Source organism: Methanimicrococcus hongohii (assembly GCF_032594095.1).
GTDB lineage: Archaea > Halobacteriota > Methanosarcinia > Methanosarcinales > Methanosarcinaceae > Methanimicrococcus > Methanimicrococcus hongohii.
Genome location: NZ_CP131059.1, coordinates 563,813 through 579,938, shown reverse-complemented (window position 1 = coordinate 579,938; position 16,126 = coordinate 563,813). Strand labels below are relative to the sequence as shown.

Genomic DNA, 16,126 nt, shown 5'->3' with positions numbered 1-16,126 from the left:
CATTCTTTTTGATTTCTTTCATCTTTTAATTTCATCTTCTTTTTTGGTTTGCCGGAACCCTTCTTCCGAAATAAACGGAGTGAAGCGCCGCGAGCATGATCGTGATGATGTTGATTCTGATGAAATACGTCAGGATGACGAGAAAGCGGTTTCCTTCCGGGAAATCCATGAAGAAGAACGCGTAAATTGAAAATAAAATTGAAATGACGAACGGTACCGCAATCAGCAGGAAACTTTCTTTTTGTTTTCCTTTGCGCCCCAAATAATATTGGATAATAAGTAAAACGGCAGCTGCCGCAAGCAAAAATACGATTTGGTCCAATGTTAAAGCATAATCCATTAATGATCCCCCAATCTTTAATTGATACGATTTTATACAAAACTTTAATTTTTACAATCTTTAATTTTTATAATCTTTAATTTTTATAATCTTTAATTTTTACAATCTTTAATCTTGATAACCTTCATTTTCACAATCTTCTGCCGTGATACAAAACATAGATGCCGGCTAAAATCGCAGTCGGAATACTCATTAAAAGAAATGTTTGAAGCGCCAGAAAAGCCATGCTGATAAAGTTCGGCAGCCCTGAATAAAGTGCCATTCCGACAGCAGCCACGATTGAAATGGTAAAGGAAAGAATCGGCAGAATTAAGCCGATGCGCCTGTTTTCGCGCCTGCAGAGATAAACCTGAAGCATGGCGACTGCGACCATGATGACGATGAGTGCGATTACATTGTTCATACTGACCCTTCCTGAATATTTTCAAATAATGATTAAAAATTTTAAAATAAATTTAGAATAAACTAAAAAATAAATTTAGAAAAAATACTCAAAGGTAGTATTAAAATTCATCCGATACCGCATCGAAAAATGAATCGAAAAATCAAAATGTTACTTTCTTTTTCTTTCATTTTATTATTTCTTTTTCCCCGCCGGCAAATAAGCCGCGTCCTGCGCCGCCAACTTTTTGTTTGCGTTGGGAGAGATTTGTTTCGGTCCGCCTGCAGGAAGCTGTTTTGCACCGCTTCCGGCAACCTGTTTTGTGCTGCTTCCTGAAACTTGTTTCGTTCCGCTGCCGGTCACCTGCTTCGGTCCGCCTGCGGGCAATTGCTTGGCTCCGCTTCCGGAAACTTGTTTTGTACCGCTTGCGTTGACCTGTCTTGCGCCGTTTGCCGCAACCGGTTTCGGCTGCACTTTGCCCGCGGGAAGCTGAGCGGCGTTGCCTGCGATCTGCTTGTTCGGCGCGCTGCCGAGAGCGGGACGCTTGTTGTTCATCGTTAAAACAGGACCTTCTTTTTTGAGCTGTGTTTGAGGCGGCGCTTGGGGTTTATTGATTCTGTCGATTTCAATCGTTTTGAATTGAAAACCGGCGCCGTCGCGGAATTCAGAGATTTTGGTAATAAAAAAGTTTTCTTTCTTTTCGAAAAGGCAGACTTCCATTTTGTCGCCGTGCTCAAAAGGCGTCTGCATGTCGCGAACGACGATTGTGAAGTTTTGGAAAGGCTATCCGCTGAATATGATATCCTGAAAGACGCGCCCGTCTTTCTTGATTAAATGAATTTTAATGTCCCCTGTTCTGAAATTTATCATATTCTGCCTCCGTTTTTGTCCTGTTTTTTAATAAGTTTTAGTCACTTCACATATTTAACTGTTTATAACAGTTTACAATTATTTATTGAAAATATAATAAACGTTTCATTCACTTTTATTAACATATTATTTTCAGAATAAACATTAAAATTTTCAATTAATTATATATTTTTAAAAATAGATTAAACAGAGTGAATAAAAATGTCAGCAAAATTAATTCAGCCTGAAATGAAACCGGTTTCATCGCCGGCGATAAAAAGCATCGGATACGATAAAGAACACGAAATTTTGTACGTTGAATTTCATGAAAGCGGACTTTACCGATACCATGATGTTCCGCCGAAAGTTTATGACGCGCTGATGAGCGACCGCCATCACGCCCGATATTATGACGAACATATTAAAACAAAATACAGAGGAGAAAAGTTGGATTAAGAAAGAGTTGGAGATTTTTCCCGTACGAATACAAAAAACAAAAACCGTTCTGACTTTTTCAGCTGCGTTCGGTTCCGGCTGAACCTGCCAATTCTGCGACTGTCTTTTAATGTTGCCGCTTGGAATCAGGTTTCTGTCTGCAGTGGGAGGGAGGTGTTTGTTTCCGGTTGGAGGGAGGTGTTTGTTTCCGGTTGGAGGGAGGTGTTTGTTTGCAGTCGGGTCAGGTTTCCGTTTGTCGCTGCCGCAGACTGCGACAGCCGCAGCAGCTGCCGCCGCCGCGCGCGAACCGCACAATTTTTCAAAAACGAATCAAAATGAAAACGCATTTTTCAAATAAAGAATCAAAACGAAGACGCATTTTTCAAAAAATAATCAAAATGAAACGCATTTTTCAAAAAAATAATTAAAATGAAACGCATTTTTCAAAAAAAGAATCAAAACGAAGATGCATTTTTCAAAAAAATAATTAAAACGAGGACACATTTTAAAAAATAAAAATAAAAAAAGTCAAACATAACCGTTTTTTCGGTTATGCATTATTATTTCTGTTGTTTATCGGACAGTTTTCGTTCTCAATTTTTAATTTTTTCTTTCTCCTGTCCTTTGCCGATCTTCATTTCTTTTCGAACTTCAACCCAATCTTTTCCTGAAACGATCGACTGCGCAATTTTAACGGCGTCAAGCGGGCTTTTGCCGTAAATCGAATTCGTAAATGTCTCAACAAAATGATCGTCAACGGCAGCGCCGCCGCAGGCGACCGGAACGCCGGATGCTTTCAACTCTTCCGAAAGCGCGCGAAGCCCTTCCTTGGTCGTGCTCATGAGTGACGTTCCCGTGACCAAGTCGATTTTTTCTTTCTTGACCAAATCGACGACATCTTCCACTAAAACATCGCGCCCCATGTCGATCACTTCAAAACCGTTGGCGCGAAGGATGGCGGCGACAATGTTTTTGCCGATGTCATGAACATCGCCTTCAATCACAAGAGACGCAACGCGGCCGGCAGACGGAATGTCACCGAGACGTTCCTGACAAAGCGCAACGCCTGCGACCAGCGCGTCATTGGCAAGCAGAATTTCAGGAACAAAAGCGTCACCGTTGTCGTAAATTTCACACACCGTTTGAATTCCGGGCATCAGCGCGTTGACGACAAGACCTGTCGGATCTTCGCCTTTTTCCAAAAGCGCCGCCGTTAATCTCTGCGACTCTTTGACTTCGCCTTCAATCACGGCGTCCGTCAAAGCGGCATATGCAGCGTCTTTGGGAAGATATTTCGCGCGCACCTTATCCGGCGTCAAAACGGCTTTGTCTTCCGTCTCAGGCGATTCGCCGAATCCGATTCGAATGCCGACTTCAAGGAGTTCTTTATATCGCTGCGGATTCTTTTCTTTAAATTCATAAATTTCGGCCGCAGCCGTATCAATGTGTCGGATCATCAGATAAACCTCCCTTTGACTTCATCAAGCGTTTGCCCTTGCGATTTTTCATACTTGCCGATTCCGACGCCGATTTCGCGGATGAGCGCCTCAGTATCGTCGGGCTGCGGAACAGGTGTTTCATGGCAGGCGCGAACGTATGCTTTTAAGTTGTCGATCGATGTTCCGAAAGAAACGTCACAAGCGGTTCCGACAACGTCGGTTCCTTGAATAATGCATTCTTTCGTTCTGTTGTAAACGTCTTCGGGCGTGCCGTTGGGCATCAAATCGATCACATCCAAACTTCCGAGAATGGACATGCTGTTGCCGAGAACCTGGCGGCAGTACCAAACGGGAACCGAGTCAAACGAAAAACAGTCCATGCCGCTCTTTTTCACATACGGAAGAAGTTTGCTTGTGTTGCCGCACATGTGAAGGATTTTCGGAGCGCTGATTTCGCGCGCCATTTTCTGATGCGCGGGCAGAACGAATTCTTCATACGTTTCGCCGGAAATCAAGTCGCCTGATGCAGACGGGTCGGCCGGGAACAAAATGTGAGCGCCGGCTGCGACCTGAAGTTTGCCGTATTCGATGACGAATTCGGTGGCCGCTTCGATGAACGCGTGCGCTTTTTCAGGATCCGTTCTTGTCCAGCGAACTAAGTTTTCAACGCCGGCAATGTGTCCTGCAACCGTAAACGGCGCGGTGATCACGGGAATGATGGGAAGCATTCCGGCGTATCTTTCCCGAAGTATAGAAATTGCTTCAAGGACGACAGCAGCACGGCTGTTTTTTGCAAAATCCGGGTCCCATGTGACGTCTTTGGGATCAGTGTAAGCGTGAGCGGCGACAGGCGGTCTGTCGGGTTTGTTCCAATCGAGCGGACATCCTAAGACTTCGGCTTCGAGAGAGATGTCAAATTGCGGTCGGGCGGCTTCGATTCCGCAGACTTCATACGGTGCTGCGGCTAAATCTGCCATCATTTTCGGGTCGCGGTGCGCTTCCGGCCAAGTGGCGCCGACGGAATCCATGAGTTCGGCGGTGGTTTGAGCGAGCGGATTTGCGGGTGGCACGTAATCTACGCGTCCGCCGAGAACGGCAGCAAGAACGCGCCGTGTCGGTGTCATTTCTGAAACCATTTTTTTCTATCCTCCATTAAAAACTGTTTTCACACACGATTTTACATATTTACACAATACACATTACACAATTTTTCAAATATTTGAAGAGAAAAAGGACACACTCTCACGTTCGTTTTGTATGTTTTTTGCAGAAAAATCAATCTCTGCATATTTATATGCGATTGGAAATTATATAAAATAAATCGGGCTGCGATTCGAAACGAATAAAAACAAATTATTTTTTTGAATTTTCTTTTTTTGAATGGATAAATGACGATAGGGAGAAGCGGTTGTGAACCGCCAAAATTTGATATTCAATTTTTGAGTTGACGTTTTTGAAAAAATGGTGTCAAAAATTTTGATGCCGTTTTTGTTGAAATGAAAAATGATGATTGAGTTAAAAATAAAAAGAAAAATAAAAACGGCGGGGACTATTTCTTTCAAAAGATTAAACGGGGTGCAGTTTTTTAAAAAAATAAAATTGGGGCGATTCGCGCGAGCGGCGGCAGCTGCTGCCGGACGAAAATCTGCAGGTAGCAGCGGAAACAGAAACCTCCCTCTCGCTGCAAACAAACGCCTCCCTCCCGCTGCAAACAAACACCTCCCTCCCGCTGCAAACAAACACCTCCTTCAACTGGCAAAACTGACCCGTTTTACAACTTTTTATTTTATTAGATTTGAAAAAGTCAGAAAGAATTGTTTATATTCGTCGTGTAAGAATCCGCCAAGTCTCAATTCCCAACGCTACGCTGCGGGAATTTCAACTTGCGGGGACGTTACTTGGACTTTTCATTTATTTTTTTCAAAAATCAAACATCGGTTTTATCAAATCTAAAACAAAAATCGAACGCCGTTTTTTCTTCAAAAGATTTCTTTTATTTTGGATTTTATCGGGCGTTCGGGTTTATCGTGAAGATTAAAAAAGCGATGTTTGGTTTTGTCCGAAAATAGAAATGAAAAGACCGGATACCGCCCCTCCAACGACGAGTTTTTGAGCGCAGCGAAAAAAGGAGGAGATGGAGATTCTAACGATGAGTCAACGAATTTACGGATGCCGACTTTCTCTGAAAAAACAGAAAAATCATTGAAACAAAAATAGGGAATTGAAAAGATAGATTCATGCCGCTTGATACTGTCAAAATCATTCTTTCTCTTTCGAATAAGTCATCCAATCGTAATACAAAAAGAAACTGACGATTCCGCTTTTATGCGTTAATTTCAGAGCGCTCGGCCATTCCGTCTCGCTGATTTTGCTGCATTCCGCCCAAAAATCGGCTTTTCTTTGGCGCTCTTCTTCGATCCATTTTTCCAAATTTTCCGCGCCGTTGTCTTTGATGAAATCATAAACTTTGACGAAGTCAGCTTTTGCTTTCATATCTTTGGATGAAACGCGGCGCTTTAATTTTCCGGGAAGAACGACGGCGCCTTGATGGAGTGTTGTGATGCCTCCGTTGTATTCAAAATAAAAAAGTTCAAGCGGATTTTTGCCGAGAAGTTCTTTTCCCGTCTTTCTGACATCGTCGGCATTGTTGAGATAAACAGCGAGAAAAGCGTTTCCGCGGCGGAAACTTGCGTCAATCATTTGAAGACATAATTCATTTTCAAAAGTGTGTTTGCCGATAAAAACAACCGTGATATCCGATTCTGCTAACAAATCCGGCAGTGAATCTGCTGTTAGATTTTGGATTTGATTTTGGATTTGAAATTGATTCGGTAAAAGAAGATCCGGAAGATTCGGCTGAGTTTCAGAATGAGTAGTTTCAGAATGAGTTTCAGAATGGATTGAAACGGCGGAATCAAGCGCATTTTTTACTCTTTCAAAATCTTGAGGATCAAAACAGAAAGCGATTTTAGAAGTCATAATCCACCATTGTCGTTCCAAAATAAAAAAGTAAAATTAAAAATAAATGATAAAATTGATAATTTTTAAACTTGAAATTTTCATGATATCTTTTATTCACTTTCTGATTCGGCCGGCTTGTATTTCTTCTCCAATGCGCTCATCCAAAGCCCGAGCGCGATGCCGACGATACAGGCTGCTGCGCAAACCAATGCGCCTAAACTGAAATAATTGTAATCGGTCGGAATAATCATCAATGTCGATGCGACAACGATGCCGAAAATCGCATGGAAAAGTCCGGCATAGGCTTTTTCAAAAAGTTTGTTAACGACTTTTGCAAAAATCAAAAGACAAACGGCGCCGCCGATTGCCATCGGAATCAAAATGCTGAGATCCAATGTCTTGAATCCGGTCACCATTCCGTCATACATTCCCATGAAAAGCAGGAAATTGGTGGGGCTGAGTCCCGGAACTAAAACGCCGAGCGCGATGATTGCGCCGGCCAAAATCCATGTTCCGAAGTTTAAGGGCATTTGTCCGTCGATTAAGCGGGCGCTGAAATACATGAACAAAAATCCGAGAATCAGCGCAATGATCATGATAACAATGTGTTTGGGTTCACGACCTTTTTCGCCGGCCTGTTTCCACATGAGCGGGAGTGTTCCGGCAATCGCGCCGATAAAAAACCACATCGTCGGCGCAAAATAATTTTCAAGCAAATAGCTGAGCGGGTATGATAATAACATGACGCCGAACAGCATTCCGAGTCCGACGGGAATAAAGAAAAGAACGTTTTTGACAAAATCACGGCTCATGTGAGCGATAAAAGAAATCGCCCGTTCGTAAATGCCGAAAACGGCTGCAAGCGCGCCGCCGCTGACGCCGGGCAAAATGAAACCGGTTCCGATAAAAATTCCTTTGACGAATCGAATAATCCAATCAAGATAATTTTTTTCCATATTGTACCCGCCGTTTATTTTTTAAGAATTAATGAAAAATGATTTGAAAAACGAATAAAATTAACAAACAAAGTAATGAACAAACTGAGTTAATAATATTGAGGTCAAGATTGAAATTAAGTGATATTGAGGTTATTATTAAGATAAATTGAGTTAAAATTAAGATTCAAGCTTAATATTTTTGATAAAATTAAAAGAACATAATTAAAAAAAAAGGGGGCTGTTACGCCCCCTCTTTTAGGTTGATGCTCCAGTCGGGATTTGAACCCGAGTCTTCGGCTCGAAAGGCCGGAATGATTGGCCGAGCTACACTACTGGAGCATACTGAAAATATGCTCTTTTTTAATTTAAAGAGGTTCACGCTTCCTTATTTTAAGGCTTGTGAACAGAGCATAACAAGGAATCTCTGGTATATATACATTTTGGTTACTTCGACCGCGATTCATTTTTGATATAAATATGACTCGATAACGGGAGTTTTATAAAATTTGGAAAAAGGGATTTTTTGTTGAAAGTAAAAATAAAAACGTGGGACCGGATGAGAAGATTAATAAAAATGCGGGATTGGTGATTAAATTAACAAAAATGGTGCGGATCGCGCGCGGCGGGCAGTTGCTGTGGTTGTCGGCAGTGGCAACTGCAATGCAAACCTGAAGATAGCAGCGGCAACAGAAACCTGACCCGAAGTGGAAACAGAAACCCGAAGGCAGCAGCAACGAAAACCGGATTGGTAACAGCACTTGTAAAAGACAGTCGCAGACTTGCAGTCTCGGCGGGATCTGACAGCATTAAAAGACAGTCGCAGAAACGGCAATCGTTCGGAGCAGACTGCAATCTTGAATTTTAGCTGCTCGGTTGTTAATTTTTTGAATCGTACGGTAAGAATCTCCAACTCCTTCAATCCTGCCGCTGCGCTTCGGAAACGCGTCGTCGGAGGGGGCGGTTTTCAAACTTTTATCCAATCTAAAATAAATTGAAACATCTTCTTTAACTAAAATTTTCAAAAACGGAACGCCATTTATTTTCCAAAATCTAAAAATTTAAGTTTAGGGTTTTATCGGGCGTTCAAGTTCACCGATTTTCAAAATCGGATGTTTAGGTTTCAATGTTGAAAATAAAAGAAAAACGAGAGACAAGTTTGAAAAAATAATAAAAATGAAGCGACTCGCGCGCAACGCGGCGGCACCCTCTCATAAAAAAGAAGAATGGAAAAAAAGAAGAATGAAAATAAAAAAGAAGAAAAAATGAAAAATGAAAAAGATTTGTCTTGAATTCGCTTACACGTTATTCAAAAACAATATCTTCATTTCCGTCGTCGTCATCGGCGAATTCATATTCGCCGGCTTCCATTTCTTCAAGGAATTCCGGCGGCATTTCAACTTCCCCTTGCGCGGGTTCTTCGGCATTGCTGCTGTAACCCATTGCCGCATAAAGCTCTTCGGGGTGGTCATGAATATTCATGATCCAAAAAGTCAATGCGGGACAATATTCGGGACGGCATTCGCCCATGCATCCCGTGCACGGAGAGAATGTGCCTTTCACCATCAAAACATCGTAATTTCTTTTGCGTTCTTCTGCGACCGTCTTCAAAAGATAAGTCTTCGTTCCGCCGGCAACCGCTTCCTCACGAATGATCTGATCGGAATCCAAGAGTTTTTTCAGAATGCGGGAACATTTGCGGCTGTCAATATCCAGCTGCTTCCAAATTTCATTCTGATAAACGCCGCCGGATGTGTTTTTAATCAAATTGTAAACGCGCGTTTCAATATCCGCGCCGTCATCAGACTCGGCAGCTTCAGCTTCTTTTTCAGCTTTGCTTTTTCTGCCGACCTTCTTAGCCGGTGCTTTGACTTCAGCTTCGTCTTCCTCATCAGAATTCCCAACAGAAGCATTTTCCTCATCAGCATCCGCTTTCTTTCTGCGGGTATATTTGCGTTTGGGAGCAGGTTCGCTCACAGTTTCTTCAGCGGATTCTGCCGTTTCTGCTGCGTCAGTTTCCTCGGTTGTCTTGGATTTGCGTGTTGCCCTTGTTTTTTTGACAGGCGCTTCATCTTGTTCTTCGACCGGAACTTCTTCGGCAACTGCTTTAGGTTTTCTTCCGCGTGTTTTCTTAACAGGCTCTTCTGCAAGTTCTTCAGGCTCTTCCTGAACAGCTGCTTTCTTTGCCGCTGCTGTTGTTTTTGAAGGTGTTTCTGCTGCTGATGTTTTTGTTGCCGATGCTTTTGCGGCGGGTTTCGCTGCTGCTGTTGCAGTTTTTGCTGCTGTTGCCGCCGGCTTTTCTGCGGCTGTTGTTGAAGCAGCTGCTGTTTTGACGGCGGTTTTTGCTGCCGGTTTTGCTGCGGTTTTTGCCGCTGCCGTCTTCGGAGCCGCCTTTGCTGCCGTCTTTTTGACGGGTGCTTCTGCTTCCGCTGAATCTTTCACAGCTTCCGCTTTTGCGCTTTTCGTACTCTTTTTTGTACTCTCTTTTTTAACTGTTGTACTCATGTTGTTCTCCTTGGTAATTTTAGCATTTTTCGGAATCAACCGACAGCTAAAGGGAGGTTCGAGAGTTATTCGTCAACAGGCGTAATCAAAATGATATTGTTGCCTCTCAAAACGACTGATTTAAGTGATCTTTCCTTTTGGCCGTTGACGATTTCAAAAGTGTCGACCAAGTGGAGATTCATATAATCATCAACAGTACTGAGCGTTCCTTCAAGGAGGTGGGTGTCGCCTTTCATTTCGACAAGAACACGTGATCCGACAATTTTCTGAACTTTCTTATTTGGGAACAAAATCAATCCCTCTCTTTTTGACTTGAATAAAAATCGATAATGTGAAATCTGATTCAAATTAATTTAAATTAAAATAATTTAAATTAAAAATTATATAATAATTTTTCAAATTTATTTAATTTTTTCAAAAATTATTTAGATTTCGGCATTTCAAATAGTATTTATTGCATATAAAGGTTTATAAATCTTTACGGATGCCGAATTCATATCGTCATGTTATAATTTACAGATAATACAGATAAATACAGACAATATGCTTCGGCAATAGCATGCATTTTGACAGACAAGCGCCGTTAAACATCGTTTAAGCGTATCCGTCCAAAACCGTAGTATCGTTGTCCGCTGTTCCTTTCGAATTTCCTCTCTGGCCGGACTGGCTTTTGATTTCGCCGAATTTGTTTTCATAATCCTTCACATTCTGCGTGAGCCAGCGGGCGAGTTCTTTTGCGGCAACCGGTGAAAGAATGACTTCCGTTCCGATTTTGCGCTGAATCTTTTTCACGCCGTTTCTCTGACCGAGCTCGGGGTCATCGTTATAGAAACTGACTCTGAAATCGTAAATATTGTTCACGCCGATTGCGCCGATTGCGTAAAAACGCTTAAAATCTTCTTCTTTAGAAACTTCGATCACAATTTCATACGGCTGCTGTCCCGGAGCGGGCTGCGCCGGCAATTTTTGAGGAGTGTTTTCTTCTGCCATTTATATCGCCTGTTTTTTATTAATGAATACAAACTGATAGAATGATTGCATTATTATTTTAAAGTATTTGTTTTCTCATTTTCAAAATAATAAATAAAATGAACGACCCGTTTTCAATCATTTTAAAATTGGAGCGGCTCGCGCGCGGCGGCAGCTGCTGCCGGCAAACGCAAACCTGATCGGCAAGCGGAAACCGAAACCTGACTCCAAGTGGAAACAAACACCTCCCTCCGCAACAGCAACATAATGGCAACACTAAAACAGTTGCAAACTTGCAGGCTCAGCTTGAGGCGACACACAGCTGAAAAACAAAATGGTTTTGTATTTTTTGTTTCGTATAGAAAGAATCTCCAACTCCTTCTTTCCTCCGCTGCGCTCCGAAAACGCGTCGTTGGAGGGGGCGGTTTTTGAAATATTATCGAATCAAATAATTAATTGAAACATCATTTTTCATTAAAAATATTCAAAAACGGAACGCCAATTTTAATGAAATATATTTTTAAATTAGGGTTTTATCGGGCGTTCAGGTTTAACGTTTTCGCGAAATGGATGTTTAGGTTTCGACTTTGAAAATAAAATAAAAAAGAGGGACAGGGTTGGAAAACAAAATGAAAAATGAAGCGGCTCGCGCGCGGCGGCGACAGCGGCAACAAATGACACCACATTCACCCGCGGATTTTTACTCTCAGCTCTTTGGCTTCCTTTGCCAATCCGTCTTTCTTCATTGTTTTTGCAATCAACTCAACCGCTTCCAAATTTCTGACAGCGTCTTCCAAATATGAAAAAACGTCACCGACATAAGCCGTTATGCCGTATTCGCTTTCCAATTCTCGAATGATTGCAATCGGCTCCAGCCCTTTCATTCGAAGCAGCAGAATCTTTTCCGAAAACTTTCGCTCGGCGCAGCCGCAATACGGCGATTCTTTGCATGAGCAGACAAACATATCGCCTGCGAAATTGAGCAGAAGCTTTTGATATTTCGGGCTGACTTCGCGCAAAACGGAGCCGTCAAAGATGATATCCAAAAACGCGCCTTGGAAAACGCGCGCGGGCAGATTCATCCGAAGATCTTTGGAGATCTGTTCGGCATATTTGAATGTCGCGCCCGTGAAAAATTCCAAATTCGTAATGATGCGAAGTGCCGAGATGTTTGCTTTGATGGAATCGACAATTAAAAACGTCTTTGAAACCGACAGGAAATGAGCCGAAGCGATTTGACCGAGTTCGGTTTGGGTAACAACTTGTCCTTTGAGTTCGATAAATTTGTATTTTTGAAGCTTGAGCAGCATAATGTTTTCATTGATTGAGCCAAACATCATTGACAAAATTTTCATCAAATCGGATTTGGAAGATGTCACAGAAACCGAAGCCAGCAGTTCTTCAAGCTGATTTTCTTCATTAAAATCGAAATCATCATCTAAAAGCGTTCCTTTCAAAAGGCCGACGGCGACATCTTCTTCGGTTTCTTTTGTTCCCGACGAATACGTTTTTCCGGGAACCGGCATCAGAACGACAACGCCGCGGTCATGATAATCGGGACGCCCCGCGCGGCCGCTCATTTGAAGGAAATCCTGAACAGTCAGCCAATCTATTCCCATTGCAAGCGATTCAAAAATAACTTGCGATGCCGGAAAATCAACGCCTGCCGCAAGCGCTGCTGTCGTGACGACAACCGGAATTTCGCCGTTTCCGAATTTTGTTTCAACGATTTTTCTTTCGCGCTGGTTCAACCCTGCATGATAATAAGCGGAAGGCATCGGGAGCGCGTTTGAAATGTTTTGACAATTGGCGCGCGAGTTGGTGAAAATAATCGTTTGCCCGCGATGACCTTTGGATGATTTCATGTTCCATTCGTCCTGGACCAACTGCGTCATCAATCGATTTTTTTCGTGTTCCTGGACAAAAACGAGATGGCGGTCAATCGGGACGGGGCGATGTTCGTAAACAACAAGATTTGCTCCGAGTTTTTCGGCGAAATAATTCGGGTTGCCGACAGTTGCGGAAAGATAAATGAATTGGGCGTCGGGAACGGTGTAGCGTAAGCGCGCAATCAGCCCGTCCAAGCGGTGACCGCGCTCGGCATCGGTGAGCATATGCACTTCGTCGATGACAACGGTTCCGACTTGCCCGAGAGCGTCAGCGTTTCCGAGGCGGAGGAGATGGTCGATGCCTTCGTAAGTGCCGACAATAATGTCGGAGTCGAGCGTTTTTTTCATGAAGGTTGTTTCTTTGGTTTTGATCATCTCGGCGCCGATTCGAATGGATGTTTTGAGTCCGATTTCGTTGTAGCGGGACGTGAATTGATCATATTTCTGATTGGCAAGCGCAACGAGCGGCACTAAGTAAAGCATTTTTCCGCGTTTGGAAAGCACGTTTTCAACGCCTGCGATTTCACCGATGAGCGTTTTTCCGGTCGCGGTCGCCGATACGATCATTAAATTTTTACGTTCCAAAAGACCTGATTCGACGGCGAGCGTTTGAACGGGCATGAGGTCTTTGGATTTTTTGAGGAGCAAATCTTTCAGCCGTTTGTGAATCGGAAGGGATTTGATCGGCATTTTTTTCTCGTTTTTGGAGGAGACGACTGTATCGTATTTCGTCGTTGTCTCGTCCAATCTGTCGGCATTGAGCATGGAAAGTGTTTTGTCAAAATCTTTGGTGCGGTCTAAAACGCGGTCAAAAAATTCCATTGTGGAGTCGCCCATGTGCTGTTTGGAATTGCGGAGCGCTTTTTTGAGTTCGTCTTTCGCACAGTCGGGACAGATGAGCTCCTTGCCGTATTTGACGGATGATTTGTTTAAGAAATTGAAACGTTTTTGAAGCAGACAGTGGCGGCAGATGTCAACGGTATCGGCTTCGATCTGGTAGGCTTTGAACATGTCTTCGAGTTCGCCTTTATTTTTCGGCGACGTTTCTCTTGAAATCATGATTCGGTTGGCTTTTTTCAAAAGTTCGATAAAATCCTTTGTCGGATAGTATTCTTCATCGGTGAGCATTTTTCCGTTTTTCTTTTGAACACGGATTTTGTGCGGGCGAAAGCCGGCTGTATTTTGTTTCAGCTCAAGCTCGCCGACCCATAAGGGCTCCCGTTTTTTGTCAGCGATGACCATGACCGTGAAAGTTTTTCCCTTTCCGGCAAAAAGGATCCATAACATTTGATACTTCAAAAGAAGAAGGGGTTTAAATATTTTTCACAAGCAAAAATAGCGGCAAGATTCTTAAAATTTAAAAGAAACCGGCTGGACGGCTTTGAAATTTTGTTAAAATAAAACCGGGATGCGATTTTGGAATTTTAGTAAATAAAACGGCAGACGGGTTTGAAAAGTTTAATAAAAAATGAAGCGGCTCGCGCGCGGCGGCGGTGCCCGCCCGTTCGCGAAGCGAACGGATGTGCAAAACAGACAGCTTCGGCAAAATGCAAACCGCCCTCCAAGCGGAAACAGAAACCTCAACCCACGCGGAAACAGAAACCACCCTCCAAGCGGGAACCGAAACCTCACTCCAACTGCAAACCGGCGAAGCCTGAAAAATTGCGAAGCAATTTTTTACAAACACTGCCCTCCCCCTGCCAATCTGAAATTTTGTGAGAGACCGGCCGAAGGTCGGTCACGAGCAAAATTTACTGACAAACACACTTTTTTATACCAGCAATGCCTCATTTTTTGTCATGGAACTCTCAGATATACCGATTTACGTTTATCCGATTCTGTTTATCTTGCTTGTCATTATTGTTGCCGTTGTCAGTTTATTCATCGGCAAACGCAAATTCAACAAGGATAACGGTATCGTTAAGGAAAAGAAAGTGAAAGAGCCCAAGCCCCCCAAAGAAGGCAAAAAACTCAAACGCAAAGAAGAAACCGCGCCCGCAAGCTTCAAAGACGAATTCGATTCCGACGAAGATTATGACAACGCTGTCGAATCTTTAAAATCCGCGCCGGCGGCAAAACCGAAACAAAAAATCGTTGAAGGTCCGGTCATCGTCGTTGATGAAAACAAAGTCAACGAAGAAGAAGTCATCGAATGGAAACCGCCGACAGAAGAGAAGAAAGCAGTCAATGAAGCTGCTGCCGCCGCAACGCCTGCATCCGCCGCTCCTGCTGCTGCCGCCGCTGCTGTTGCCGCCGCCCCGCTTGCAGAGCCGTCCGAAGACGAATGGAATGACGAAGATTTGGAACTTTTCGAAGCCAGAGCATATTCGTTTGACGAAGAAACGCAATCCGGCTATGTTTCCGACAAACCGGTTGCCAAAGACGAAACGCCCGTTGAAGCGCCGGTCGAAACGGTTTACGCGTTCCGCGAGAAAAAAGAACCGACCCGCAATCCCGAAGACGATGAAGGCGTTCAGGTTTTTGAAACAAAAGACGAAAAACCCGAGCCCGTCGTTCCGAAAGCAAAAGAAGAAAAGGTCAGCAATTCCAAATACGCTTATTTCGATTCCGTGATGGAAAAAGAAAAAGCGGAAGCGCCTAAAGAAACGGAATGGCAGCCGCCGCAGGAGAGATCCGCGCCCGCGCCGTCATCCGATGCGCCGGCCGAGAGTGCGCCGACTAAGAAAAAGTCCGGCATGCAGTACATTGAATTGGATTTGGATGAAAAAGAATAATCAGAATAATATCCGATTAAAATTTTTAATTCGTTAATAACAAGGCGGGCGGCTGAAAAGTCGTTCGCCTTTTTTTTGAATTTTTCAAAACGGCGCCTTATGCAGAATATTTACACATAATATTTATCGAATGAATGAATTCATATCAAAACATATCAAAACATATCAAAACATATCAAAAACATATCAAAAACAAATCAAAACATATCAAAAACAAATCTGTGACAAAAATGGCAATTCGAAAAATCGCAACCGACGCTCTTGATTTTATATTGGAATCCTGCAAAGCCTCCCATCCGCGCGAATTCGGCGCTCTTTTGGAGGCCGACGGCGACACGATCATTAATATCATTTATCTCCCGGGAACCGATTCAACGAGCCGAAGCGTCAGTTTAAAAACATGGATGATGCCGAACATGCCGCACGCCGGGTCTGTTCACAGTCATCCGAGCGGCGCCGTCCGCCCGTCCGAACAGGATTTGATATTTTTCCGAACAAATGAAGTGAATATCATTGTCGGCGACCCGTACACGCGCGAATCCTGGAAAGCGTTTGATAAAAACGGCGACATCATGCCTCTTGAAATCGTAGAATATGAATTTGAGGAGGAGTTTGATGATGAAATTGATGATGAGATTGATGACGAAATCTGAAACGGACGAGTTTGACGATTGTTCTTGCGGATTA

21 protein-coding genes and 1 tRNA gene are annotated in these 16,126 nt (G+C 43.2%); 4 read left to right on the top strand and 18 right to left on the bottom strand.

From position 1 onward, the window contains the following. Positions 1-31: 31 nt before the first annotated feature. From MmiHf6_RS02600 to MmiHf6_RS02590, 3 genes are all read right to left on the bottom strand, one after another. A complete protein-coding gene (locus tag MmiHf6_RS02600) occupies positions 32-340 on the bottom strand; it encodes a hypothetical protein (protein ID WP_316558152.1) in 309 nt (102 codons plus the stop codon). Between the two features lie 130 nt (positions 341-470). Beyond that, positions 471-743, bottom strand: a complete 273-nt coding sequence (locus MmiHf6_RS02595; RefSeq protein WP_316558151.1) for a hypothetical protein — start codon at positions 741-743, stop codon at positions 471-473. Positions 744-917: 174 nt separating this feature from the next. Further along, positions 918-1,472 (bottom strand): hypothetical protein, encoded by a 555-nt coding sequence (locus tag MmiHf6_RS02590; protein ID WP_316558150.1) that lies wholly within the window; start codon positions 1,470-1,472, stop codon positions 918-920. A 321-nt stretch (positions 1,473-1,793) separates the two neighbouring features. Here MmiHf6_RS02590 and MmiHf6_RS02585 point away from each other — a divergent pair, with 321 nt between their 5' ends. Beyond that, positions 1,794-2,027: a KTSC domain-containing protein gene (locus MmiHf6_RS02585; RefSeq protein ID WP_316558149.1), complete on the top strand. Its 234-nt coding sequence runs from the start codon at positions 1,794-1,796 to the stop codon at positions 2,025-2,027. A gap of 153 nt (positions 2,028-2,180) precedes the next feature. Continuing rightward, positions 2,181-2,345 carry a hypothetical protein gene (locus MmiHf6_RS02580; RefSeq protein ID WP_316558148.1) on the top strand — a complete coding sequence of 55 codons (165 nt, stop codon included), beginning with the start codon at positions 2,181-2,183 and terminating at the stop codon, positions 2,343-2,345. 254 nt (positions 2,346-2,599) lie between these two features. Here MmiHf6_RS02580 and MmiHf6_RS02575 read toward each other — a convergent pair whose 3' ends face one another. From MmiHf6_RS02575 to MmiHf6_RS02505, 15 genes are all read right to left on the bottom strand, one after another. Further along, a complete protein-coding gene (locus MmiHf6_RS02575) occupies positions 2,600-3,463 on the bottom strand; it encodes a cobalamin-dependent protein (RefSeq protein ID WP_316558147.1) in 864 nt (287 codons plus the stop codon). Beyond that, positions 3,463-4,581: an MtaA/CmuA family methyltransferase gene (locus MmiHf6_RS02570; protein WP_316558146.1), complete on the bottom strand. Its 1,119-nt coding sequence runs from the start codon at positions 4,579-4,581 to the stop codon at positions 3,463-3,465. Before MmiHf6_RS02570 ends, MmiHf6_RS02575 begins: the two co-directional genes overlap by 1 nt. Before the next feature lie 430 nt (positions 4,582-5,011). After that, on the bottom strand, positions 5,012-5,188 hold the full coding sequence (locus MmiHf6_RS02565) for a hypothetical protein (RefSeq protein WP_316558145.1): 177 nt from the start codon (positions 5,186-5,188) through the stop codon (positions 5,012-5,014). 516 nt (positions 5,189-5,704) lie between these two features. Next, the gene (locus MmiHf6_RS02560; protein WP_316558144.1) at positions 5,705-6,424 is read right to left on the bottom strand and encodes a TIR domain-containing protein; all 720 of its coding nucleotides are present in this window, start codon (positions 6,422-6,424) and stop codon (positions 5,705-5,707) included. A 92-nt stretch (positions 6,425-6,516) separates the two neighbouring features. Continuing rightward, positions 6,517-7,362 carry a DUF368 domain-containing protein gene (locus MmiHf6_RS02555; RefSeq protein ID WP_316558143.1) on the bottom strand — a complete coding sequence of 282 codons (846 nt, stop codon included), beginning with the start codon at positions 7,360-7,362 and terminating at the stop codon, positions 6,517-6,519. 246 nt (positions 7,363-7,608) lie between these two features. Beyond that, a tRNA-Glu gene (locus tag MmiHf6_RS02550) sits at positions 7,609-7,683 on the bottom strand. A 255-nt stretch (positions 7,684-7,938) separates the two neighbouring features. After that, positions 7,939-8,151 carry a hypothetical protein gene (locus MmiHf6_RS02545; RefSeq protein ID WP_316558142.1) on the bottom strand — a complete coding sequence of 71 codons (213 nt, stop codon included), beginning with the start codon at positions 8,149-8,151 and terminating at the stop codon, positions 7,939-7,941. Continuing rightward, a complete protein-coding gene (locus MmiHf6_RS02540; protein WP_316558141.1) occupies positions 8,151-8,366 on the bottom strand; it encodes a hypothetical protein in 216 nt (71 codons plus the stop codon). The genes MmiHf6_RS02545 and MmiHf6_RS02540 overlap by 1 nt, the downstream gene beginning before the upstream one ends. Positions 8,367-8,646: 280 nt before the next feature. Then, positions 8,647-9,846: a helix-turn-helix transcriptional regulator gene (locus MmiHf6_RS02535; protein WP_316558140.1), complete on the bottom strand. Its 1,200-nt coding sequence runs from the start codon at positions 9,844-9,846 to the stop codon at positions 8,647-8,649. A 65-nt stretch (positions 9,847-9,911) separates the two neighbouring features. Further along, positions 9,912-10,136, bottom strand: coding sequence for an LSM domain-containing protein (locus MmiHf6_RS02530; protein ID WP_316558139.1), 225 nt, complete (start codon positions 10,134-10,136; stop codon positions 9,912-9,914). 304 nt (positions 10,137-10,440) lie between these two features. Continuing rightward, positions 10,441-10,836 carry a DUF3467 domain-containing protein gene (locus MmiHf6_RS02525; protein WP_316558138.1) on the bottom strand — a complete coding sequence of 132 codons (396 nt, stop codon included), beginning with the start codon at positions 10,834-10,836 and terminating at the stop codon, positions 10,441-10,443. Between the two features lie 122 nt (positions 10,837-10,958). After that, a complete protein-coding gene (locus tag MmiHf6_RS02520) occupies positions 10,959-11,081 on the bottom strand; it encodes a hypothetical protein (protein ID WP_316558137.1) in 123 nt (40 codons plus the stop codon). A 259-nt stretch (positions 11,082-11,340) separates the two neighbouring features. Continuing rightward, complete coding sequence (locus MmiHf6_RS02515; protein WP_316558136.1) at positions 11,341-11,496, bottom strand: hypothetical protein; 156 nt, start codon at positions 11,494-11,496, stop codon at positions 11,341-11,343. A gap of 5 nt (positions 11,497-11,501) precedes the next feature. Continuing rightward, positions 11,502-13,991, bottom strand: coding sequence for a DUF5814 domain-containing protein (locus MmiHf6_RS02510; protein ID WP_316558135.1), 2,490 nt, complete (start codon positions 13,989-13,991; stop codon positions 11,502-11,504). Positions 13,992-14,061: 70 nt separating this feature from the next. Next, entirely contained in the window at positions 14,062-14,391 is a 330-nt protein-coding gene (locus MmiHf6_RS02505) for a hypothetical protein (protein ID WP_316558134.1), read from the bottom strand. A 112-nt stretch (positions 14,392-14,503) separates the two neighbouring features. Between MmiHf6_RS02505 and MmiHf6_RS02500 the strand changes: the two genes are divergently transcribed. Both MmiHf6_RS02500 and MmiHf6_RS02495 read left to right on the top strand, forming a co-directional pair. Next, positions 14,504-15,439, top strand: coding sequence for a hypothetical protein (locus MmiHf6_RS02500; RefSeq protein WP_316558133.1), 936 nt, complete (start codon positions 14,504-14,506; stop codon positions 15,437-15,439). Between the two features lie 230 nt (positions 15,440-15,669). After that, entirely contained in the window at positions 15,670-16,092 is a 423-nt protein-coding gene (locus tag MmiHf6_RS02495; protein ID WP_316558132.1) for a Mov34/MPN/PAD-1 family protein, read from the top strand. Positions 16,093-16,126: the final 34 nt, after the last annotated feature.